Below are 21,586 nucleotides of genomic sequence, written 5' to 3' on the forward strand. Positions count from 1 at the left end.
GGTGGAGACAGACGACGCACCTGTTCCGGCCGGCTTCGAGCTCGGCCTCGCCTACCCCGACGAGGGGTCCCTCGATGCGGTCATCGAGCAGCTCGTCGCGGACCGGGTCGCCAGCCGGATCTCCGAGCACGACGCCACGCTGTGGGGACCCGAGGCCGAGGACGAGGCGAGCAAGCGTCTCGGGTGGACCGACCTGCACGTCACGTCGGTGCCGTTGGTGGCCCAGGTCGAGGCGCTGCGCGAGGAGCTCCGTACGGCGGGTGTCGACCGCGTGGTCCTGTGCGGGATGGGCGGTTCGTCGCTCGCCCCGGAGGTGATCTGCGCGACCGCGGGCGTCCCGTTGACGGTGCTGGACTCGTCCGACCCCGACATGGTCCGCGAGGCGATCGCCGTGGACCTCGAGCGCACGGTCGTCGTGGTCTCGAGCAAGTCCGGCGGCACCGTGGAGACCGACAGCCAGCGGCGCGCGTACGAGCACGCGTTCGAGGTGGCCGGCATCGATCCGGCCGCCCGTATCGTGGTCGTCACCGACCCGGGCTCGCCGCTCGATGCCGAGGCGACCGGCAAGGGATACCGCGTCTTCCACGCCGACCCGCAGATCGGTGGCCGCTACTCGGCGCTGACCGCGTTCGGTCTCGTGCCGAGCGGGCTCGCTGGTGCCGACATCGCAGGCCTCCTCCAGCAGGCCGACGAGATCGCCGAGGACGTCGCTGCCGACGACGAGACCAACCCGGCACTGGTGCTCGGCGCTCTGCTCGGCCTTGCCAACCAGTCGGGTGTCGACAAGCTCGTGCTCGCCGACGCGGGTTCGGCGAATGCCGGCTTCGGCGACTGGGCCGAGCAGCTGGTCGCCGAGTCGACCGGCAAGCAGGGTCGGGGCATCCTCCCCGTCGTCGTCGCGAGCCCCGACGCCCCGAACGCCGACCCGAGCACCGCCGACGAGGTGCTCGGCATGATCGGGCCGATGTCGGAGGACCACCCGGTGCCGGCGTCGGGCTACGCGTTCGCGGTGGACGCGCCGCTCGGTGCGCTGTTCGTCCTCTGGGAGTACACGACGGCAGTCGCGGGCAGGCTGATCGGGATCAACCCCTTCGACCAGCCCGACGTCGAGAGCGCCAAGCAGGCCGCACGCGCGATGCTCGAGGGGTCGTCGGAGGCGCCGGTCGCGGTGTTCACCGACGGCGGCATCACCGTCTACGACTACACGGGCTGGCTCCCCGAGGACGCCACCAGCGTCCGTACGGCGGTCGCGTCGTTGCTCGACGAGCTCGACCCCGAGCACGGCTACGTCGCCGTCCAGGCCTACCTCGACCGGTTCCGGCAGGTCGAGCTGGCCGATGCACGCGACACCCTTGCCTCCCGGACCGGGCGCCCGACGACGTTCGGCTGGGGGCCTCGCTTCCTCCACTCGACCGGCCAGTACCACAAGGGCGGTCCGGCGACCGGCGTCTACCTCCAGGTCACCGGCGATCCCGACCAGGATCTCGCGGTGCCCGGGCGCCCGTTCACCTTCGGCGAGTTCCTGCTCGCGCAGGCCGTCGGTGACGCCGGTGTGCTGACGGACCACGGCCGCCCCGTGCTGCGGTTGCACCTCGATGGCTCCGACGCAGCCCGATCCACGCTGCGGGAAGCGATCGCGTGAGCCGCGCCGGGCGCGGTGGCCCCGCGCCGTACGTGAACCCGCTCCGCCAGCCGGAGGACCGGCGCCTGCCCCGGATCGCCGGCCCCAGCTGCCTGGTGATCTTCGGCGTCACCGGCGACCTGTCGCGCAAGAAGCTCATGCCCGCCGTGTACGACCTCGCGAACCGCGGTCTCCTGCCGCCGGGCTTCTCCCTGGTCGGGTTCGCCCGGCGCGAGTGGGAGGACCAGGACTTCGCGGAGGTCGTCTACGAGTCGGTCAAGCGCTATGCGCGCACGGAGTTCCGTGAGGAGGTCTGGCGACAGCTCGCGGAGGGTTTCCGCTTCGTCTCCGGATCGTTCGACGACGACGAGGCCTTCGAGCAGCTCGTGAAGACGGTCGAGGACCTCGATCTCGAGCGAGGCACCGGCGGCAACTACGCGTTCTACCTGTCGATCCCGCCCGGGTTCTTCGCCACGGTCGTCGGACAGATCAAGAAGCACGGACTGGCCGACCCGCGCGCCGACTCGTGGCGTCGTGTGGTGATCGAGAAGCCGTTCGGGCACGATCTCGAGAGCGCGATCGAGCTCGACGACGTCGTGTCCGACGTCTTCCCGCCCGAGGCCGTGTTCCGGATCGACCACTACCTCGGCAAGGAGACCGTCCAGAACATCCTGGCGTTCCGTTTCGCCAACGAGCTGTTCGAGCCGGTCTGGAACGCGCACTACGTCGACCACGTCCAGATCACGATGGCCGAGGACGTCGGCATCGGTGGCCGCGCCGGCTACTACGACGGCATCGGCGCCGCACGCGACGTCATCCAGAACCACCTCCTCCAGCTGATGGCCCTGGTCGCGATGGAGCCGCCGGTCTCGTTCAGCGCACGGAGCCTGCGCCTCGAGAAGCAGAAGGTTCTCGCGCAGGCGCGACCGCCGGAGCGGATGGACCTCCACACCGCGCGCGGCCAGTACGTCGCCGGCTGGGCCGGTGGCCTCAAGGTCCGCGGATACCTCGACGAGGAGGACATCCCCGCGACGTCGGCCACCGAGACGTACGCCGCCATCCGGCTGGACATCGAGACGCGACGGTGGGCCGGCGTGCCGTTCTACCTCCGTACCGGCAAGCGCCTGGCGCGACGGGTCACCGAGATCGCCGTGGTGTTCAAGCGAGCCCCGCACCAGCCGTTCGCGAAGTACGACACCAGCGAGCTGACCCAGAACGCGATCGTCATGCGCATCCAGCCCGACGAGGGTGTGACGGTGCGCTTCGGCTCGAAGGTGCCCGGCACGGCGATGGAGCTGCGTGACGTCAACATGGACTTCGCCTACGGCGGCACGTTCGTCGAGTCCAGCCCCGAGGCGTACGAGCGCCTGATCCTGGACGTCCTCCTCGGGGACCCGCCGCTGTTCCCGCAGCAGGAGGAGGTCGAGCTCTCGTGGAAGATCCTCGACCCGATCATCGAATACTGGGCGAAGCAGTCGGAGAAGGGCTCAGACCAGCCCGACGCGTACCCGTCCGGAGGGTGGGGCCCCGCGTCGGCCGACGCGATGCTGGAGCGTGACGGGCGGGCGTGGCGGCGTCCATGACGTCGCGTACGCCGCCCGCACCGCGAGCACGAGGAGCACGGTGAGCAGCAGCGAGGACCGAGGAGAGCGATGAAGGTCGACCTGAACGACACCAGCGCCAGTGCCGTCGCTGCAGCCCTGGTGAAGGCACGCATCGCCGCCGGGAGCCCCGCGATGGGCATGGTGCTCACGCTGATCGTCGTCACGGACGAGGCGCGCTACTACGACGCGATGCGGGCGTCGCGGGTCATCTCCCGTGAGCACCCCGCACGTGTGCTCGGGGTGATCCTGCGCGAGAAGCGTGGGCCCGCGAGCCTCGACGCGCAGGTCCGGATCGGCAACGACAGCGCGGGCGAGTCCGTGATCCTGCGGATGAGCGGTGAGCTCACGCAGCACGCGGAGGGCGTGGTCCTCCCGCTCCTGCTGCCCGACTCCCCCGTCGTCGCGTGGTGGCCCGGATCCGCTCCCAAGGCGCCGGCCCAGGACCCGCTGGGGTCGCTGGCGACGCGTCGGATCACCGACGCGGCCGCCTCGTCCCGCACCCGGCACGCGGCGATGATCCGGGTCGCCCGCGCCTACCAGCCCGGCGACACCGATCTCGCCTGGACCCGCCTGACACCGTGGCGGGCACTGCTGGCCGCCGCGCTCGACCAGGTGGAGCTCAAGGTGACGGCCGGGACCGTGATCGCCGAGCGGGGCAACCCGAGCGCCGACCTGCTCGCCGCGTGGCTCGAGTCGCGGCTCAAGGTGCCCGTCGAGCAGCACGTCTCCCGGGGCCCGGGGATCACCGAGGTACGGCTGCACTCGACGATCGGCGACGTGGCGGTCGTGCGGCACGACGGACGCAACGGCCGCTTCGTCGTCCCCGGGGAGGCGGACCGCACCGTCGCGCTGCGAAGGCGCCCGACCGCCGAGCTGCTGGCAGAGGACCTGCGTCGGCTCGACGAGGACGACATCTACCGCGACACGATCGATCACCTCCTGAAGCGGGAGTCCCGTGGCGGGCGGACCGCGAAGAAGCCCGCCCCGAAGCAGGCGGCGAAGGCCGCGAAGGCCACCCCTGCGAAGACCACGAAGACCGGCACCGCGAAGACCGGCACCGCGAAGACCGGTGCGCCGAAGGCAGGCGCGCCGAAGGCCGGGAAGCCCAGCGCCAAGGCCGGCGCGAAGTCGGAGCGCACCCGATGAGCGCCGGCGCCGAGGTCCTCGTCGAGCGCGACGCCGACAGCCTCGCAGGGGCAGTCGCCGACCAGCTGGTCTCGACGCTCGCGGCTCTGCAGGCGCAAGGGCACATCCCGAGCGTCGTGCTCACCGGCGGCACGATCGCCGACAAGGTGCACCGCGAGGTGGCTGAACGATCGGGCGACCGCGTCGACTGGTCCCGCGTCGAGCTGTTCTGGGGCGACGAGCGGTTCGTCGCCGCCGACAGCTCCGACCGCAACGAGGGCCAGGCCCGCCGCGCCCTGCTCGACCACGTCGACGTCGATCCAGCACGTGTCCACGCCATGGGGGCGGACGACGGCTCCGGCGGGCTCGATGCGGCCGCAGACGCCTACGCCGACGTGGTCCGTGACCGCGTGTTCGACATCGTCATGCTCGGCGTCGGTCCGGACGGCCACGTCGCCTCGTTGTTCCCAGGGAAACCGTCGCTGAGCGTGCTCGACCGCGACACGATCGCCGAGGCCGACTCGCCCAAGCCGCCGCCAGCGCGGATCAGCCTGTCGTTCGCCGCGCTGAACCGCGGCCGCGAGATCTGGCTCTTGGTCTCCGGCGACGGCAAGGCCGATGCCGTGGCCCGTGCCCTGCGCGACGGCGATCTCACGGAGACACCGGCCGCCGGCGTACGCGGCACCGAGCAGACACTCTGGATGCTCGACGAGGGCGCGGCGTCACGCCTTCCCCCGACATGATCTGAGGCGCTGCGCATCGACATCACGACCAGAACCCTGGTCGGACGTCGATCCGCAACGCCTCAGGTCGCGTCGGCTCGGATCAGTAGATGACCTCGCCGCGCGCGCGTCGCGCCCGCAGCGTCTCGAGCGCCTCGGTGAGGATCTGCTCGGCCTCGTCGTCGCTACGGCGCTCCTTCACGTAGGCGAGGTGCGTCTTGTAGGGCTCGATCTTCGGAGCCGTCGGCGGGTTCTCGTGATCCTGGCTCGCCGGAAGACCGCAACGGGGGCAGTCCCAGGACTCGGGCACCTCCGCCTCGATCGCGAAGCTCAGCACCGTGGTGTGCGTGTTGGAACAGAAGAAGGAGATCGCCTGACGCGGCGCGGCGTCCCCGCGCTCGGCCTCCCCCATCGGGCCCGAACCGACCCGACTCCCTCGAATGGCACCGCCTGACACCTATGGACTCCTCGCCCCTCGTCGCAGTGATCAGCACCGGCGCGTGCCGGGTCGATCAGAAGTGTAAAACGGCGCGGCACCCCGGGTCGAGGTGCCGCGATCAAGAAAAGTGGGTCAGCTCCACTTGAAGAGCAGACCGAGGGCGACCACGCTGATCGCCCAGATCACTGCCGTGCCGACCGTGATGCGGTCGAGGTTGCGCTCGGCGACCGAGGAGCCACCGAGGCTGCTCGAGACCCCGCCGCCGAACATGTCCGAGAGACCTCCGCCGCGGCCCTTGTGCATGAGCACGAGGACGATGAGCAGGAGGCTCGACAGGATGAGCAGGATCGAGAAGGTGAGGATCACGAGGATCGTCCTTTGGTCGCGTCGTACGGTCAGGCGTGGCTCAGGCCACGCCGGACAGATCGGGGAGGTCGTAGAACCGGCAGATGGCGGCGAACTCCTCCGCCTGGAGGCTCGCGCCGCCGACCAGAGCTCCGTCCACGTCGGGCTGAGCCATGATAGCGGCAGCGTTCGCTGCCTTCACCGATCCTCCGTACAGGATACGCACCCGCTCCGCCGCCTGCGAAGACCACGTCTTGGCGACCTGCGCACGGATGGCCTCGCAGACCTCCTGCGCGTCCTCGGGGGTGGCGACCTCACCGGTGCCGATGGCCCACACCGGCTCGTACGCGATGACCGCCTCGGCGACCTGGTCGGGGCTGAGCCCGGCGAGGGAACCCTCGACCTGCTGGGTGCAGTGAGCGACGTGGGTGCCCTCGTTGCGGATGTCGAGACCCTCGCCGACGCACACGATCGGGGTCATCCCGGCGTCGATCGCCTTCAGTGCCTTGGCGGCGACGAGCGCGTCGTCCTCGCCGTGGTACTCGCGACGCTCGGAGTGGCCGACGACGACGTACGAGCAGCCGAGCTTCGCGAGCATCGACGCCGAGATCTCGCCGGTGTAGGCGCCGGCGTCGTGGACGGACACGTCCTGGGCGCCGTAGGTGATCCGCATGCGGTCGCCGTCGACGATCGTCTGCACGCTGCGAAGGTCGGTGAAGGGCGGGACGACGGTCACCTCGACCCGCTCGTAGTCGTGCTTCTTGTCCTGGAGCACCCAGGACAGCTTCTGGACCAGGACCACCGCTTCCTGGTGGTTCTGGTTCATCTTCCAGTTGCCCGCGATGAGCGGGACACGCTGCTGCTGCGCCATGGTCGTCATCCCTCCAGGATCTGCAGGCCGGGGAGCTCGCGTCCCTCAAGGAACTCGAGCGACGCGCCACCGCCGGTCGAGATGTGGCCGAACTGGTCGTCGTCGAAGCCGAGGCGGCGCACCGCCGCAGCAGAGTCGCCACCTCCGACGACCGACAGCCCGTCGACCTCGGTCAGGGCCTGGGCGACGGCCTTCGTGCCGGCCGCGAACGCCGCGAACTCGAACACACCCATCGGACCGTTCCAGAAGACCGTCCGAGACCCGGCCACGAGACGTGCGAACGCCGCACCGGACTCGGGCCCGATGTCGAGACCCATCTGGTCGGACGGGATCGCGTCGGCAGCGACGGTGGTTGCAGGAGCGTCGGCGGAGAACGCCGGGGCCACCACGATGTCGGTCGGCAGGACGATGTCCACGCCCTTCTCGGCGGCGCGGGCGAGGTAGCCCTTGACCGTGTCGATCTGGTCCGACTCGAGCAAGGAGGTGCCGACGTCGTGGCCCTGTGCAGCGAGGAACGTGAAGACCATCCCGCCACCGATCAGCAGGGCGTCGGCCTTCTCGATCAGGTTGTCGATGACCCCGAGCTTGTCGGAGACCTTGGATCCGCCGAGGACGACCGTGTAGGGGCGCTCGGGATCCTCGGTCAGCCGCTTGAGCACCTCGACCTCGGCCAGCACGAGCCCGCCGGCTGCCGCCGGGAGCCGCTCGGCGATGTCGTACACGCTGGCCTGCTTGCGGTGCACCACCCCGAAGCCGTCCGACACGAACGCGTCGGCGAGCTCGGCGAGCTGGTCGGCGAACGCACCACGCTCGGCGTCGTCCTTGCTCGTCTCCCCCGCGTTGAAGCGGACGTTCTCGAGGACGGCCACCTCACCGTCGCCGAGAGCGGCGACGACCTCGTGCGCGGATGCGCCGACGGTGTCGCTCGCGAACGCGACGTCCTGACCGAGCACCTCGGCCAGCCGCACCGCGACCGGCTCCAGCGAGAAGGCCGGGTCCGGCGCGCCCTTGGGACGACCGAGGTGCGCGGTCACGACGACCTTGGCGCCCGCATCGGCGAGGCGGCGGATCGTCGGGACGCTCGCGCGGACGCGACCGTCGTCGGTGATGGTGGCGCCGTCGAGCGGGACGTTCAGGTCGCTACGGACGAGAACGCGCTTGCCGCGCAGGTCACCGAGGTCGTCGATGGTCTTCACATGGCTCCCCAGGAGAGGTGTGGCACGAACCTGATCGAGGTGTCGCTCAGAGCGACGAGCCGACGTACGAGGTGAGGTCGACGAGGCGGTTGGAGTAGCCCCACTCGTTGTCGTACCAGCCGACGACCTTGACCTGGTCACCGATGACCTTGGTCAGGCCGGAGTCGAAGATGCACGACGCCGGGTCGGTGACGATGTCGGTCGAGACGATCGGGTCCTCGGTGTAGACGAGGAAGCCCTTGAGCGGTCCCTCGGCGGCAGCCTTGACGATCGCGTTGACCTCCTCGACCGACGTCTCGCGCGAGGCGGTGAAGGTGAGGTCGGTCGCGGAGCCGGTCGGAACCGGGACACGGAGGGCGTAGCCGTCGAGCTTGCCCTTGAGCTCGGGGAGGACGAGGCTGACGGCCTTCGCAGCGCCGGTCGAGGTCGGGACGATGTTGAGGGCGGCGGCACGCGCACGGCGGAGGTCCGAGTGGGGACCATCCTGGAGGTTCTGGTCCTGCGTGTAGGCGTGGATCGTCGTCATCAGGCCACGCTCGATGCCGAGGCCGTCGTTGAGCGCCTTCGCCATCGGCGCGAGGCAGTTGGTCGTGCACGACGCGTTGGAGACGATGTTGTGCGACGCGGGGTCGTACAGGTTCTCGTTGACGCCCATGACGACCGTCAGGTCCTCGTTCTTGGCGGGCGCGGAGATCAGCACCTTCTTGGCACCGGCGTCGATGTGCGCCTGGGCCTTGGTGGCGTCGGTGAAGAAGCCGGTCGACTCGATGACGATGTCGACGCCGAGGTCGCCCCACGGCAGAGCCGACGGGTCGCGCTCCTCGAACGCCTTGATGCTGCGGCCGCCGACGGTGATCGACGTCTCGTCGTAGGAGACGTCCTCGGAGAGGCGACCCAGGATCGAGTCGTACTTGAGAAGGGTCGCGAGGGTCTTGTTGTCGGTCAGATCGTTCACGGCGACGATCTCGAACTCTGCGCCCGAGGCCAGTGCGGCCCGGAAGAAGTTGCGGCCGATGCGGCCGAATCCGTTGATACCTACGCGCACGGTCACGACGCTCTCCTTCGAGGATCACTCATCAGGGTTGTTTGATCGACTTTCACGATCGATACGACCCTATCGCGGCCTCCCGACGGCCACGCACAGGGCGTCGGGGCCTGAGATCACGCCCCGTCGGCCAGCATCTCGTCGGTGAGACTCGCCTCGGTGTCGGGGATCCCGAGCTCGGCGGCCCGCTTGTCCGCCATGGCCAGCAGGCGCCGGATCCGGCCCGCGATCGCATCTTTCGTGAGCGCCGGGTCGTGGAGCTGACCCAGCTCCTCCAGGCTCGCCTGCTTGTGCTCGACGCGCAACCGGCCCGCGGTCTTGAGGTGGTCGGGGATGTCGTCGGCGAGGATCTCCAGCGCCCGCTGGACCCGTGCTCCGGCGGCGACCGCGGCACGCGCGGAGCGGCGCAGGTTGGCGTCGTCGAAGTTCGCGAGGCGGTTGGCCGTGGCCCGCACCTCGCGGCGCATCCGGCGCTCCTCCCACGCCAGCAGCGACTCGTGCGCCCCGAGCCGGGTGAGCAGCGCGCCGATCGCCTCGCCGTCGCGGATCACGACCCGGTCGACCCCGCGGACCTCGCGTGCCTTCCCCTGGATGCCGAGCCGACGAGCGGCACCCACGAGCGCCAGCGCCGCCTCCGGGCCAGGGCAGGTCACCTCGAGCGCCGAGGAGCGGCCGGGCTCGGTCAGCGATCCGCGCGCCAGGAACGCGCCGCGCCACGCCGCCACCGCGTCGCACGTGGCGCCGGAGACGACCTGCGGCGGCAGACCGCGGATCGGGCGGTTGGCGCCGTCGAGCAGCCCGGTCTGGCGGGCGAGCGCGGCGCCGTCACGCGTCACCCGGACGACCCAGCGGGTGCCCTTCCGGATGCCGCTCCCCTGCAGCACCTGGACCTCGCTCGCGTGCCCGTAGACGTCGGCGATGTCGTTGCGCAGCCGCCGAGCGGCCGCACCGGTGTCGACCTCCGCCTCGACGACGATCGTGCCGCTGACGAGGTGCAGACCGCCGCCGAACCTCAGCAGCGACGAGACCTCCGCCTTGCGACAGCACGCCTTCGTGACCGACGTGCTCGACAGCTCGGACTTCACCTGTGCGGTCATCGCCATACGCGTACTCCTCTGAACGTCCACGCCGGCCCCTGGCGCGGATCCTCCTGCGCCACTGTACGCGTGCGTCGGTCCTGCCGTGGCTCCATGGAGGCGCTCGCGCACGACCACCCGAGTGGTACGGGAGAGCCGGTCCGGCCCCTCACAGCGGGAGCCGCATGATGCGTTCGTACGTCGCGGCGAGGCGCAGCGGATCGTGCTGGGCCGAGCCGTCTCCACGAGCGACGCTCTCCAGCACCAGCGCCGCGCCGAGATCCTTGGCGGCGGCGCTGAGTCGGGTCACGTCGTCGACGGAGTCGCGGTCGGCGAGGACCACGTCGATGCGAAGGTCGGGGGCGTGCGCGCCGATCACCTCGAGGTGGCGCTGGGGCGAGAAGCCTTCGGTCTCACCCCGCTGCGCCTCGAGGTTGAGCACAAGCATCCGCCGCGCCTGGGTCTCGTGCAGCGCACGCGAAAGGTCAGGGACCAGGAGGTTCGGGAGGACGCTCGTGAACCACGACCCGGGCCCCACGACGACCCAGTCGGCGTCCCGGACCGCCTGCAGCGCCGGGAGCGACGCCGGCGGATCGGTCGGGTCGAGCCTGACGCTCATCACCTCGCCCGCGGTGGTGGCGACCTCCGCCTGCCCGCGGATCTCGGTGACCCGGCCGTCGGGCTGGCGCACGGTCGCCTCGATGTCGAGCGGGATCGAGCTCATCGGGAGCACCCGTCCGCGCGCGCCGAGGAGCCGGCCGATCCAGTCGAGCCCGTCGACGTGATCCCCGAGCAGCTCCCAGAGGCTGACGATGAGGAGGTTGCCGACGGCGTGCCCGCCGAGATCTCCGGCGCTGTCGAAGCGGTGCTGCAGCACACGGGCCCACGTCCGTCCCCACTCGTCGTCGCCGCACAGCGCCGCGAGAGCCTGGCGCAGGTCGCCGGGCGGCAGGACCCCCAGCTCGTCGCGGAGCCTGCCAGAGCTCCCACCGTTGTCCGCGACGGTCACGACGGCCGTGATCTCGCTGGGCAGGAAACGCAGCGCGGACAGGCTCGCCGCGAGACCGTGACCGCCTCCCATCGCGACCACCTTGTGCTGGGTCGTCGGTGAACCGACAGGCGCGGAGCGGCGCGCAGGGGAACTCATTCGCGCCCCAGATCGCGGTGGACGACCAGCGTGCGCACGTCGTGCGACCTCAGGCGCTCAGCGAGGGCCTCCGCCATCGCGACGCTGCGGTGACGGCCGCCGGTGCAGCCGATCGCGAGCGACAGGAAGCGCTTGTTCTCGCGGACGAATCCATCGGTGAGGGTGGCGAGAAGCGCTTCGTACTGGTCGAGGAACGGGAGTGCGTCAGGCTGGCCCAGGACGTAGTCGCTGACGGCGGCGTCGAGCCCGCTCAGCGGCCGCAGCGCATCGACCCAGAACGGGTTCGGAAGGAACCGCATGTCGGCGACCATGTCGGCGTCCACCGGGATGCCGTACTTGAAGCCGAACGACACGATCGTGGCCCGCAAGGGGTGACTCTCGGGATCCTCGAACGCCGCGGAAACCCGCGCCGAGAGCTGATGGACGTTCAGGCGGGTGGTGTCGATCACGAGATCGGCCCTCGAGCGCAGGTCGCGCAGCAGCTCACGCTCGACCCGAAAGCCGTCGACCAGACGACCCTCGGTGCGGAGGGGGTGCGGGCGGCGTGCGGCCTCCTGACGGCGTACGAGGACCTCGTCCGCAGCCTCGACGTAGATCACGGTCGTGCGCAGGCCCTTGTCGCGCAGCCCCTCGAGCGCGCCCGCGAGCGCGGGGAAGAACTGCCGAGAGCGTGCGTCCACGACCACGCCGATGCGTGTCGCGACGTGGTTCTGGCCGAAGAGCGCGACCGTGTCGCCGAGCAGCTGCGGAGGCAGGTTGTCGACGACGAAGTAGCCGAGGTCTTCGAGGACCTTCGCAACCGTGCTCCTGCCTGCGCCGGTCATGCCGGTCACGACGACGATCTCGTCCACGCCGGACGTGCTGGTTCCCGAGACTGTCACGACCCCTCCTCAAGGATCTCGCCTGTTGTCATGTTGACCGCAGGGGCCACCGGCGCCGCCCCCGCAGCGGTGAGGGCGTCGACCACGGCCGCAGCGGTGCGCGGCCCGAAGCCCGGCACCTCCGCGATCTCGTCGACGCTCGCAGCCCGGAGCTTCTTGAGCGAGCCGAACCGTCGGAGCAATGCCTTGCGCCGGACCTCGCCGAGACCCGGCACGTCGTCGAGCACACTCTCCACCATGGTGCGCGAACGCCGCCCGCGGTGGTGGGTGATCGCGAACCGGTGTGCCTCGTCTCGCACCCGCTGGAGGAGATAGAGGCCCTCGCTGGTGCGGGGCAGGATCACCGGGTCCCCTCCGTCGGTCGAATCAGTGTCGGGCAGCCACACCTCCTCGAGCCGCTTCGCGAGCCCGCAGAGCGGGATGTCGTCGACGCCGAGCTCGCGCATCGCGGCGTAGGCCGCAGCGACCTGCGGAGGGCCGCCGTCCACGACCACGAGCCCCGGTGCGTACGCGAACTTGCGGGGCTTGCCGGTGTCGGGATCGACGAGCTGGGGACCGTCGTTGTCGTCGGCACCGAGCTCGGGTGCAGCGAGAGCAGCGCGCTCGTCGAGGTATCGCCGGAAGCGTCGCGTGATCACCTCGTGCATCGACGCCACGTCGTTCTGGCCGTCGACGCCGCGCACGACGAAGCGTCGGTACTCGGACTTGCGGGGCAGGCCGTCCTCGAAGACGACCATCGACGCGACGACCTCGGTGCCCTGCAGGTTGGAGACGTCGTAGCACTCGATCCGCAGCGGGGCCGCAGGCAGGTCCAGCGCAGCCTGGAGCTCCTCGAGGGCGCGTGTGCGGGTGGTGAGGTCGCTGGCGCGCTTCGTCTTGTGAAGCACGAGCGACTGCTTGGCGTTGCGCTCGACGGTCTCCATCAGGGCGCGCTTGTCGCCCCGCTGCGGAACCCGGACCGCCACACGGCTTCCCCGCTGCTGGCTCAGCCAGGCAGCGACGGCATCGACGTCGTCCGGCAGGGCGGGGACGAGCACCTCCCGCGGGATCGCGTCGGCGTGCTCGCCGTCGTACAGCTTCATCATCGCCCGCTCGACCATCTCGCCCGGACCGGCGTCGTCGGTCTTGTCAGCCACCCAGCCACGCTGGCCGCGGATGCGCCCACCGCGCACGGAGAAGATCTGGATGCCGACCTCGAGCGGGTCGTCGGCGAGCCCGATGACGTCGGCGTCGGTCGCATCGCCCAGGACGACGGCGTTCTTGTCGAGCGCCTTGCGGAGGGCATCGATGTCGTCGCGCAGGCGCGCGGCGCGCTCGTACTCCTGCTCCCCCGCCGCAGCCCTCATCTCGCGCTCGAGCCGCTTGATGTAGGTGGTCGTGTTGCCGGCGAGGAACGAGCAGAAGTCGTCGACGATCTGCCGGTGCTCCTCCTCCGAGACGCGGCCCACGCAGGGTGCGGCGCACTTGCCGATGTAGCCCAGGAGGCACGGGCGGCCGATCTGCGCGGACCGCTTGAAGACGCCGTTGGTGCACGAGCGCATCGGGAACACCCGCAGCAGCAGGTCGACGGTCTCGCGGATCGCCCACGCGTGGCTGTAGGGGCCGAAGTAACGGACGCCCTTGCGCTTGGCACCCCGCCCGACCGTGACTCGCGGGAACTCCTCGTTGAGGGTGACCGCGAGCCACGGGTAGGACTTGTCGTCGCGGTACTTCACGTTGAACCGCGGGTCGTACTCCTTGATCCACGTGTACTCGAGCTGGAGCGCCTCGACCTCGTTGGACACCACCGTCCACTCGACGCTCGCAGCGGTCGTCACCATCTGCTGGGTGCGCGGGTGCAGCCCTGCGATGTCCTGGAAGTAGGACGAGAGGCGGGGCCGCAGCGACTTCGCCTTGCCGACGTAGATCACCTGACGGTGCTCGTCGCGGAACCGGTAGACGCCGGGCGCGTCAGGGATGGACCCCGGAGCGGGCCGGTACGTCGCTGGATCTGCCACAAGCACCACCCTACGAGGGCGCTCCGACAGGTGACGGCGCTGTCAGACCAAGAAGATCGTGTCGCCGTCCACGCGCACCTCGCGCGACTCCAGCGGCTGCTCCGCCGGGCCCTCCGACGGCGCGCCGTCGGAGATCGAGAACTCGCTCCCGTGGCACGGGCAGATCATCACGGCGTCCTCGACCATGCTCACGGCGCACCCCTGGTGGGTGCAGACCGAGGAGAACCCCTTGAAGGTGCCCTCGGTCGGCTGGGTGACGATGACCTTCTCGGACTCGTAGAAGCGCCCGCTCCCCACCTGCACGTCGCTCGCCGGGCCCAGCTCGGTGCCGCCGCCCGTGGTAGCCCCGCCTTCGGTCGTCGCCTCGGGTGCGGGCGACGTCGCGCTCTCGGCCGGCGGCGCGCTCGTCTCGCCGCTCGACGACCCACCGTCCGAGCCGCACGCTGCGAGGAGCCCTCCGGCGACCACCGTCCCGCCGACGGCGCCGGCTCCGTGGATGACGGTGCGGCGCCGGATCGAGCTGGCCGTGCTTCGGTTGTCGGTCATGCCTCGCCTCTCGTTGGTGATGCAGTCGGTGGAACGTTCAACGATCCCCACAGCCGAGAGGTGCCCGCAACTTCGCGAGTGCGGTCAGGACGACTTCTTCGCCGTCTTCTTGGCGGCGACCTTCTTGGCGACCGCCTTCTTGGCGGGTGCTGCCTTCTTCGCAGCGACCGCCTTCTTGGCCGGTGCCGCCGCCTTGGCCGGTGCCGCCGCCTTGGCCGCCTCTCGCGCCGACGCACGCGCGGCCTTCGCCGACGCCGTACGGCCCGAGCCCTTGCGGGTGCGACCGACCGGTGCGAGATCGAGCGCGGGCTGTGTGACCGGCTGCTTGGCCTCGCGCCCTTCGAGCAGCGGCTTGAGGAACTGGCCCGTGAAGCTCGCCGGCGTGGCGGCGACCTCCTCGGGGGTGCCGGCAGCGACCAGCGTGCCGCCGCGGGATCCGCCCTCGGGGCCCATGTCGACCAGCCAGTCTGCGGTCTTGATCACATCGAGGTTGTGCTCGATGACGATCACCGAGTTGCCCTGGTCGACGAGCTGGCCGAGGACACCGAGCAGCTTGCGGATGTCCTCGAAGTGCAGGCCCGTGGTCGGCTCATCGAGCACGTAGAGGGTGCGACCGGTCTGTCGCTTCTGGAGCTCGGCGGCCAGCTTGACGCGCTGTGCCTCACCGCCCGACAGCGTCGGCGCAGGCTGGCCCAGGCGGACGTAGCCGAGGCCGACCTCGGCGAGCGTCTTGAGGTGGCGCGAGATCGCCGGGATGGCCTCGAAGAACCCGAGCGCCTCCTCGATCGGCATGTCGAGGACCTCGGCGACGGTCTTGCCCTTGTAGTGGACCTCGAGCGTCTCGCGGTTGTAGCGGGCGCCGTGGCACACCTCGCACGGGACGTAGACGTCGGGCAGGAAGTTCATCTCGATCTTGATGGTGCCGTCGCCGGAGCACGCCTCGCAGCGGCCGCCCTTGACGTTGAACGAGAACCGGCCCTGCTGGTAGCCGCGCACCTTGGCCTCGGGCGTCGCCGCGAACAACTTGCGGACGTGGTCCCAGACGCCGGTGTAGGTGGCCGGGTTCGAGCGAGGCGTGCGACCGATCGGCGACTGGTCGACGTGGATCACCTTGTCGACCAGCTCGACGCCCGTGATCTCCTTGTGGCGGCCGGGGATGGTTCGTGCGTTGTAGAGGGTGCGGGCCAACGACGTGTAGAGGATGTCGTTGACGAGGGTCGACTTGCCCGACCCTGACACCCCTGTCACTGCGACGAGCTGCCCCAGCGGGAAGGCGACGTCGATGCCGCGGAGGTTGTGCTCGCGAGCACCGCGGACCACCAGCTCGTGGCCCTCGCGCCGCGGCCGCCGCTCGGCGGGGACCGCGATCTCCTTGCGGCCGGAGAGATAGGCGCCGGTGAGCGAGTCCTCGGACTCGTACAGGGCGTCGATCGGTCCCGACACCAGCACCTGGCCGCCGTGCTCGCCGGCGCCCGGGCCGATGTCGACCACCCAGTCGGAGGCACGGATCGTGTCCTCGTCGTGCTCCACCACGATCAGGGTGTTGCCGAGGTCGCGCAGGCGGATCAGAGTCTCGATCAGCCGGTGGTTGTCACGCTGGTGCAGCCCGATGGACGGCTCGTCGAGCACGTACAGCACGCCGACCAGGCCGGCGCCGATCTGCGTCGCGAGCCGGATGCGCTGGGCCTCGCCACCGGACAGCGATCCGGCGGTGCGCTCGAGCGACAGGTAGTCGAGGCCGACGTCGAGGAGGAACCGGAGGCGCTCGTGGATCTCCTTGAGCACCCGCTCGCCGATGTGGCGCTCACGTTCGGACAGCTCGAGGTCGGCGAGGTAGCGGGCAGCCTCGTCGATCGACAGCGCGGCGACCTCGGCGATGTTCTTCTCGCCGAGGCTCGCGGAGCGGGTCGTGACGCCGAGGATCACGGGCTTGAGACGGGTGCCGCCGCACGCGGGGCACGGCACCTCGCGCATGTAGCCCTCGAGCCGCTCGCGGCTCATGTCGGACTCGGCCTCGGCGTGGCGGCGTACGACGTAGGGGATGACGCCTTCGAAGCTGCTCCAGTAGGAGCGCTCGCGCCCGTAGCGGTTGCGGTAGTGGACGTGCACCTGTGTCGGGTGGCCCTCGAGCAGCGCCTTGCGGGCGGCGGTCGGCAGGTCCTCGTACGGGGTGTCCGTCGTGAACCCGAGCTCCTCGGCGAGCGCGTCGATGAGGCGCCCGAAGTAGTCGGCGACGTGCGCGGCCGACCACGGGGCGATCGCGCCGTCGTCGAGGGACAACGACGGGTCGGGCACGACGAGCTCGGGGTCGACCTCCATGCGGGTGCCGAGGCCGCTGCACTCCGGGCACGCGCCGAACGGCGCGTTGAAGGAGAACGAGCGGGGCTCGAGCTCGTCGACGGCCAGGGGGTGCTCGTTGGGGCAGGCCAGCTTCTCGGAGAAGCGGCGCACACGCCCGAGGTCGTCCTCGGGGAGGTCGACGAAGTCGAGGAGGACCAGCCCGTCCGCGAGGTTGAGGGCCGTCTCGACGGAGTCGGTGATGCGCTGCTGCGACGTCGGCTTGACCGACAGGCGGTCGACGACGACCTCGATGTGGTGCTTCTTCTGCTTCGCCAGCGTCGGCGGCTCGTCGGCGAGGTTGTGCACGACGCCGTCGACCCGCGCGCGGCTGTAGCCCTGGGACTGCAGCTGCCGGAAGAGGTCGAGGTATTCGCCCTTGCGTCCGCGGATCACCGGCGCGAGGACCTGGAAGCGGGTGCCCTCCTCCATCTCCATGATCCGGTCGACGATCTGCTGCGGCGTCTGCTTCGTGATGGCCTCGCCGCAGGTCGGGCAGTGCGGGTGGCCGATGCGGGCGTACAGGAGGCGGAGGTAGTCGTAGACCTCCGTGATCGTGCCGACGGTCGACCGCGGGTTGCGCGAGGTCGACTTCTGGTCGATCGAGACCGCCGGCGAGAGACCCTCGATGAAGTCGACGTCCGGCTTGTCCATCTGCCCGAGGAACTGACGGGCGTACGCGGAGAGGCTCTCGACGTAGCGGCGCTGACCCTCGGCGAAGATCGTGTCGAACGCGAGCGACGACTTGCCGGAGCCCGAGAGGCCCGTGAAGACGATCATCGCGTCACGCGGAAGCTCGAGAGAGACGTCCTTGAGGTTGTGCTCGCGGGCGCCGCGGATGAGCAGTCGATCTGCCACGTGATCAGCCTTCCTGGGGGTCTCGCCGGTCGAGGGATTGACTGTCTGACGACAGGGCTGCAGGCGCAGCCAGGCAGGGCTCGACCCACCTCGTCAATCGTACTGTCGGGGTCTGACAAGTCCGATCTGGCGAATCTGACAGGCTGGCCCCATGGCGACGCCGAACGACGTGATCGACCTCGTGGACTCGCGCACGGGCGAGCTGCTCCTGGCCCTCGACGCGCTCGACGACGCAGACATGCGCGCCCCGAGCCTGCTGCCCGGCTGGACGCGCGGCCACGTCGTCACCCATCTCGCCCGCAATGCCGACGCCCTCGGCAACCTGTTCCACTGGGCGGAGACCGGCGAGGAGACACCGGCGTACGCCTCGCGAGACGCACGTGACGCCGACATCGAGGCGGGGGCGCACCGCAGCGCCGACGCCCTCCTCGACGACCTCACCGAGGCGTCCGTCCGCTGGATCGTCACCGCGCGACGGCTGCCGGAGGAGGCCTGGGCCCGCGTCGTCACCCACCGGCCCGGGCGCGAGATCCCCGGGTCGTGGATCCCGATGCTGCGCGCCGGCGAGGTGATCCTCCACCACTACGACCTCGCCCTCGGGTACGAGCCCGAGCAGTGGCCCGGCGGATGGGTCTCCCTGGCCCTGCACGACGCCGCCGGCGGCCTCGCCGACCGCGCCGGCGAGCCGCTGGCGCTGCGGGCGATCGACTCGGGCTTCGGCGTCGGCGACGGCGGAGGACGCACGGTCTCGGGCACGCAGGCCGACCTGCTCGCCTGGGTCACCCGCGGGCGCGTCGGCGACTCCCTGACCACGACGGGCGACCTGCCCGAGCTCGGACCGTGGCGCTGAGCCAGCGCCGTACGCGATTCCAGGAGGAAGCACGATGTCGTACACCGGCAAGGTCACCGTCGGCGGGACGCCCGACGTCCACGAGCTCGCGGACCTCATCATCACCAAGGTCGCCGTCGGGCCGATGAGCAACAACGCGTACGTCCTGCGCTGCCGCCACACCGACGAGCAGGTCCTCGTCGATGCCGCCAACGATGCCGAGACGCTGATCGAGGTGATCGGGGACGCCGGTCTCGCCGCCGTCGTCACCACCCACGGTCACGGCGACCACTGGCAGGCGCTCGCGGCGGTCGTCGAGGCGACGGGCGCGCGTACGCTCGCGGGCGCCGACGATGCCGAGGCGATCGGGGCGCCGGTCGACACGGCGCTCGTCGGCGGAGACGAGGTCGCGGTCGGACGCTCCCGGCTCGAGGTCATCCACCTCGTCGGGCACACTCCCGGGTCGATCGCGCTCCTGTACGACGACCCGGAGGGCATGCCGCACCTGTTCACCGGCGACTCGCTCTTCCCCGGCGGCGTCGGCAAGACCTGGTCGCACGACGACTTCGCCAGCCTCATCGACGACGTGGAGTCCAAGATCTTCGACCGGCTGCCGGACGAGACGTGGTTCTATCCCGGCCACGGCGACGACTCCACGCTCGGTGCCGAGCGGCCCCACTTGGCGGAGTGGCGAGCTCGAGGGTGGTGACCCGATCCGTCTGGACGCACCGGGTCCCGTCAGCGCCGCCGTCGTTCAAGCATGAGGTGGACAACCACTCCAGCCCTCACGATGGCGAGCGCACCGGCAAGGCACCCGAACACCCAGAGGAAGACTTGGTTGCCTCGATCTGGTTCATCGATCGACCAGTACAGCGGTACAGCTGCGAGCGCGCACAGCATCAAGGTCCCGAACACGGCCTGCCCGATAGTGGGTTTGGACGGAAACCACTCCATCGCCCGAGCCTAGCCCTGGTCGCACGACGACTTCGTGAGCCTGATCAACGACGTGGAGGCGAAGGTCTTCGGCCGACTCCCCGACGAGACCTGGTTCTATCGGCCCCACTTGGCGGAGTGGCGAGCTCGAGGGTGGGGAGCTGACGCGCGCTGTTCGGTCAGGCGGCGGCGGGGACCCTGCGACCGGTGAGCGACACGAGCTCGTCGACGGTCATCTGCAGCGTCGGGTCGCGCTCCTCCCAGACCTCGTCGAGGACGTGTGCCTCGTACGCGAGGGGGGTGGCCGAGGCCGGCGCCGACGCCGTGGCTGCCACGACGGCGGCATCCTCGCGGGGCTCGAGATCGACGACCGAGACCTGGTCGGCGGCGGGGCCGACGGCACCCCGCTTCTTGGCGACGATCATCCACAGCGCCTGGCCTCCGATGAAGACCCAGATCAGGTTCGCTGCCGCAGAGGGCCACACTCCGTTGAACGCCGCGACGCCGCCCATCAGGCCGGCGCCCAGCAGGTTCGCGCTCTGGTAGCGCGCCGAGGACGCGCTCCAGCGTCCGCGGGTGACGAGAAGGTACGCGGCGGCACCCGCGACAGCGCCGAACCAGCCGAGGCCGGTGACGAAGTCGGCGACCGAGAACATGTGCAGCTCCGAGAGGGTCGTGCATGGATGAGGGAGGTGTCTCCACCGGGCCTGGGCCACGAGCGGCGACATGTCCCAGTGTGCGTGCGGAGGGGCTTAAGCACAATCGACCCTTTCTTGATCCGGCATTTAGACTTACTGAATGGCAGCGATCGACCCCCGCAGGCTCGCGTTCCTCCTTGCCGTCTACCGCACCGGCGGCATCCTGGCGGCCGCGGATGAGTTGAAGGTCACACCGTCGGCGGTCTCCCAGCAGATCGCCCGCCTCGAGTCAGAGGAAGGTCTCGACGTCCTCGTACGCGGTCCGCGCGGGGTCACGCTCACTCCGGAGGGACGGGTGCTGGCGGAGACGGCCGAACGCATCGAGGCCGAGCTCGTGGAGGCTCGCAAGACGCTCGCGACGATGGGCGACGAAGTCTCCGGCCGTGTCGCCCTCGGGGCGTTCCAGACGTCCATCCAGGCGGTCGTCGGGCCCGCGCTCGGGACCGTCCGCGAGGGCTTCCCCGGCATCGAGCTCACGGTCGCCGAGCACGAGCCGGACGACGCACTGCGTCTCCTGCGCGCCGGCGACCTGGACCTCGTCCTCCTCGAGCAGGATGAGGACGCGCCGACCACGACGCCACGCGGCATGCACGACGTGATCCTGCTCGACGAGCCGTGGCGCGTCGTCATCCCCACCGCCTTCCCCACACCCGCACAGGCCGGCGACCTCGCCGACGCGCCCTGGCTCGGCGCCGAGCGCCAGACGGCCGCCGCTCGTGCACTCGAACGCCTCGCAACCACGCTCGGTGGCGGGCTGCGGACGGTGCACCAGTTCATGAGCTTCGAAGCGGCGTACGCCCTGGTGGCCGCTGGCGAAGGCGTCGCGCTGGTGCCCGCGCTGGCGCTGAAGGACGGCGCACCGTCGGGCGTGGAGGTCGTCCCCCTGCCGGGCCTGGGGTCGCGCCGCGTCGTCGCCCGCCACCGCCAGAACCGGCGCGAGCCAGGACCCGCCGTGTCGGCCGTCCTCGACGCGCTGCTGGCCGCCGCCGCACAGGCCGAGCTGCTCTAGCGCGAGTGGCACCTGACTGCGCCCGCGTCAGCCCTGCGGACTCGCCGGTCGGAGCTTCGTGGCAGACACCCACTGCTCGACCAGGGTCCCCTCCCCCGCCGTACCCGGGACGAACGCCACCCGCGCGACCCAACCCTGCGACTCGCGGCGCCACTCGATGACGAGTCCCGGGTACGCATCGGTCTCGTAGCGACTGAGCTGCACCCACACGTGCCGGACACCACCGCTCGCTCCGGAGGGGGCGACGGAGCGCTCGTCGCTGCCGTACCGTCTGTTCGTGCCCACGCGCACAGGATAAGCCGTGATC

General features: G+C 70.5%; 21 protein-coding genes. 7 read left to right on the forward strand and 14 right to left on the reverse strand.

Annotation, left to right across the window (positions count from 1 at the left end; genetic code table 11):
* Position 1: 1 nt before the first annotated feature.
* The 4 genes from GH747_RS19150 to pgl all read left to right on the forward strand — a co-directional run bounded on the left by GH747_RS19150 (position 2) and on the right by pgl (position 5,093).
* The gene (locus GH747_RS19150; protein WP_149771220.1) at positions 2-1,642 is read left to right on the forward strand and encodes a glucose-6-phosphate isomerase; all 1,641 of its coding nucleotides are present in this window, start codon (positions 2-4) and stop codon (positions 1,640-1,642) included.
* Positions 1,639-3,204 carry a glucose-6-phosphate dehydrogenase gene (gene zwf, locus GH747_RS19155; protein WP_149771221.1) on the forward strand — a complete coding sequence of 522 codons (1,566 nt, stop codon included), beginning with the start codon at positions 1,639-1,641 and terminating at the stop codon, positions 3,202-3,204. The genes GH747_RS19150 and zwf overlap by 4 nt, the downstream gene beginning before the upstream one ends.
* 69 nt (positions 3,205-3,273) lie before the next feature.
* Complete coding sequence (locus tag GH747_RS19160) at positions 3,274-4,371, forward strand: glucose-6-phosphate dehydrogenase assembly protein OpcA (RefSeq protein ID WP_149771222.1); 1,098 nt, start codon at positions 3,274-3,276, stop codon at positions 4,369-4,371.
* Positions 4,368-5,093: a 6-phosphogluconolactonase gene (pgl, locus tag GH747_RS19165; RefSeq protein ID WP_149771223.1), complete on the forward strand. Its 726-nt coding sequence runs from the start codon at positions 4,368-4,370 to the stop codon at positions 5,091-5,093. Before GH747_RS19160 ends, pgl begins: the two co-directional genes overlap by 4 nt.
* 82 nt (positions 5,094-5,175) lie before the next feature.
* On the opposite strand, the gene GH747_RS19170 is transcribed toward pgl, so the two are convergent.
* The 11 genes from GH747_RS19170 to uvrA form a co-directional block, all read right to left on the reverse strand.
* Entirely contained in the window at positions 5,176-5,529 is a 354-nt protein-coding gene (locus GH747_RS19170; RefSeq protein ID WP_149771224.1) for an RNA polymerase-binding protein RbpA, read from the reverse strand.
* A 114-nt stretch (positions 5,530-5,643) separates the two neighbouring features.
* Entirely contained in the window at positions 5,644-5,877 is a 234-nt protein-coding gene (gene secG / locus GH747_RS19175) for a preprotein translocase subunit SecG (RefSeq protein ID WP_149771225.1), read from the reverse strand.
* 40 nt (positions 5,878-5,917) lie between these two features.
* The gene (gene tpiA / locus GH747_RS19180; protein ID WP_377036097.1) at positions 5,918-6,736 is read right to left on the reverse strand and encodes a triose-phosphate isomerase; all 819 of its coding nucleotides are present in this window, start codon (positions 6,734-6,736) and stop codon (positions 5,918-5,920) included.
* The gene (locus GH747_RS19185; protein WP_149771226.1) at positions 6,733-7,923 is read right to left on the reverse strand and encodes a phosphoglycerate kinase; all 1,191 of its coding nucleotides are present in this window, start codon (positions 7,921-7,923) and stop codon (positions 6,733-6,735) included. Before GH747_RS19185 ends, tpiA begins: the two co-directional genes overlap by 4 nt.
* A gap of 46 nt (positions 7,924-7,969) precedes the next feature.
* A complete protein-coding gene (gene gap / locus GH747_RS19190; protein ID WP_149771227.1) occupies positions 7,970-8,974 on the reverse strand; it encodes a type I glyceraldehyde-3-phosphate dehydrogenase in 1,005 nt (334 codons plus the stop codon).
* Between the two features lie 110 nt (positions 8,975-9,084).
* On the reverse strand, positions 9,085-10,071 hold the full coding sequence (whiA, locus tag GH747_RS19195; RefSeq protein WP_149771228.1) for a DNA-binding protein WhiA: 987 nt from the start codon (positions 10,069-10,071) through the stop codon (positions 9,085-9,087).
* A gap of 142 nt (positions 10,072-10,213) precedes the next feature.
* Entirely contained in the window at positions 10,214-11,125 is a 912-nt protein-coding gene (locus tag GH747_RS19200) for a gluconeogenesis factor YvcK family protein (RefSeq protein WP_323740641.1), read from the reverse strand.
* A gap of 62 nt (positions 11,126-11,187) precedes the next feature.
* Positions 11,188-12,072 (reverse strand): RNase adapter RapZ, encoded by an 885-nt coding sequence (rapZ, locus tag GH747_RS19205; RefSeq protein ID WP_228553008.1) that lies wholly within the window; start codon positions 12,070-12,072, stop codon positions 11,188-11,190.
* The gene (gene uvrC, locus GH747_RS19210) at positions 12,069-14,069 is read right to left on the reverse strand and encodes an excinuclease ABC subunit UvrC (protein ID WP_149771230.1); all 2,001 of its coding nucleotides are present in this window, start codon (positions 14,067-14,069) and stop codon (positions 12,069-12,071) included. The genes rapZ and uvrC overlap by 4 nt, the downstream gene beginning before the upstream one ends.
* Positions 14,070-14,111: 42 nt before the next feature.
* Positions 14,112-14,615, reverse strand: a complete 504-nt coding sequence (locus tag GH747_RS19215) for a Rieske (2Fe-2S) protein (RefSeq protein WP_149771231.1) — start codon at positions 14,613-14,615, stop codon at positions 14,112-14,114.
* Between the two features lie 84 nt (positions 14,616-14,699).
* Positions 14,700-17,810: an excinuclease ABC subunit UvrA gene (gene uvrA, locus GH747_RS19220; RefSeq protein ID WP_149771232.1), complete on the reverse strand. Its 3,111-nt coding sequence runs from the start codon at positions 17,808-17,810 to the stop codon at positions 14,700-14,702.
* A 151-nt stretch (positions 17,811-17,961) separates the two neighbouring features.
* Between uvrA and GH747_RS19225 the strand changes: the two genes are divergently transcribed.
* Both GH747_RS19225 and GH747_RS19230 read left to right on the forward strand, forming a co-directional pair.
* Entirely contained in the window at positions 17,962-18,660 is a 699-nt protein-coding gene (locus tag GH747_RS19225) for a maleylpyruvate isomerase family mycothiol-dependent enzyme (protein WP_149771233.1), read from the forward strand.
* Positions 18,661-18,694: 34 nt separating this feature from the next.
* On the forward strand, positions 18,695-19,348 hold the full coding sequence (locus GH747_RS19230; protein ID WP_149771234.1) for an MBL fold metallo-hydrolase: 654 nt from the start codon (positions 18,695-18,697) through the stop codon (positions 19,346-19,348).
* Positions 19,349-19,377: 29 nt separating this feature from the next.
* On the opposite strand, the gene GH747_RS19235 is transcribed toward GH747_RS19230, so the two are convergent.
* Both GH747_RS19235 and GH747_RS19245 read right to left on the reverse strand, forming a co-directional pair.
* Positions 19,378-19,593 carry a hypothetical protein gene (locus tag GH747_RS19235; RefSeq protein WP_149771235.1) on the reverse strand — a complete coding sequence of 72 codons (216 nt, stop codon included), beginning with the start codon at positions 19,591-19,593 and terminating at the stop codon, positions 19,378-19,380.
* Between the two features lie 158 nt (positions 19,594-19,751).
* A complete protein-coding gene (locus GH747_RS19245) occupies positions 19,752-20,228 on the reverse strand; it encodes a CBU_0592 family membrane protein (protein ID WP_149771236.1) in 477 nt (158 codons plus the stop codon).
* A 142-nt stretch (positions 20,229-20,370) separates the two neighbouring features.
* On the opposite strand from GH747_RS19245, the gene GH747_RS19250 reads away from it, so the two are divergent.
* Positions 20,371-21,279, forward strand: a complete 909-nt coding sequence (locus GH747_RS19250; RefSeq protein WP_149771237.1) for a LysR family transcriptional regulator — start codon at positions 20,371-20,373, stop codon at positions 21,277-21,279.
* A gap of 27 nt (positions 21,280-21,306) precedes the next feature.
* Here GH747_RS19250 and GH747_RS19255 read toward each other — a convergent pair whose 3' ends face one another.
* Positions 21,307-21,564, reverse strand: coding sequence for a hypothetical protein (locus GH747_RS19255; protein ID WP_149771238.1), 258 nt, complete (start codon positions 21,562-21,564; stop codon positions 21,307-21,309).
* Positions 21,565-21,586: the final 22 nt, after the last annotated feature.

It is taken from the genome of Mumia xiangluensis, assembly GCF_010994095.1.
GTDB classification, from domain to species: Bacteria; Actinomycetota; Actinomycetes; order Propionibacteriales; family Nocardioidaceae; genus Mumia; species Mumia xiangluensis.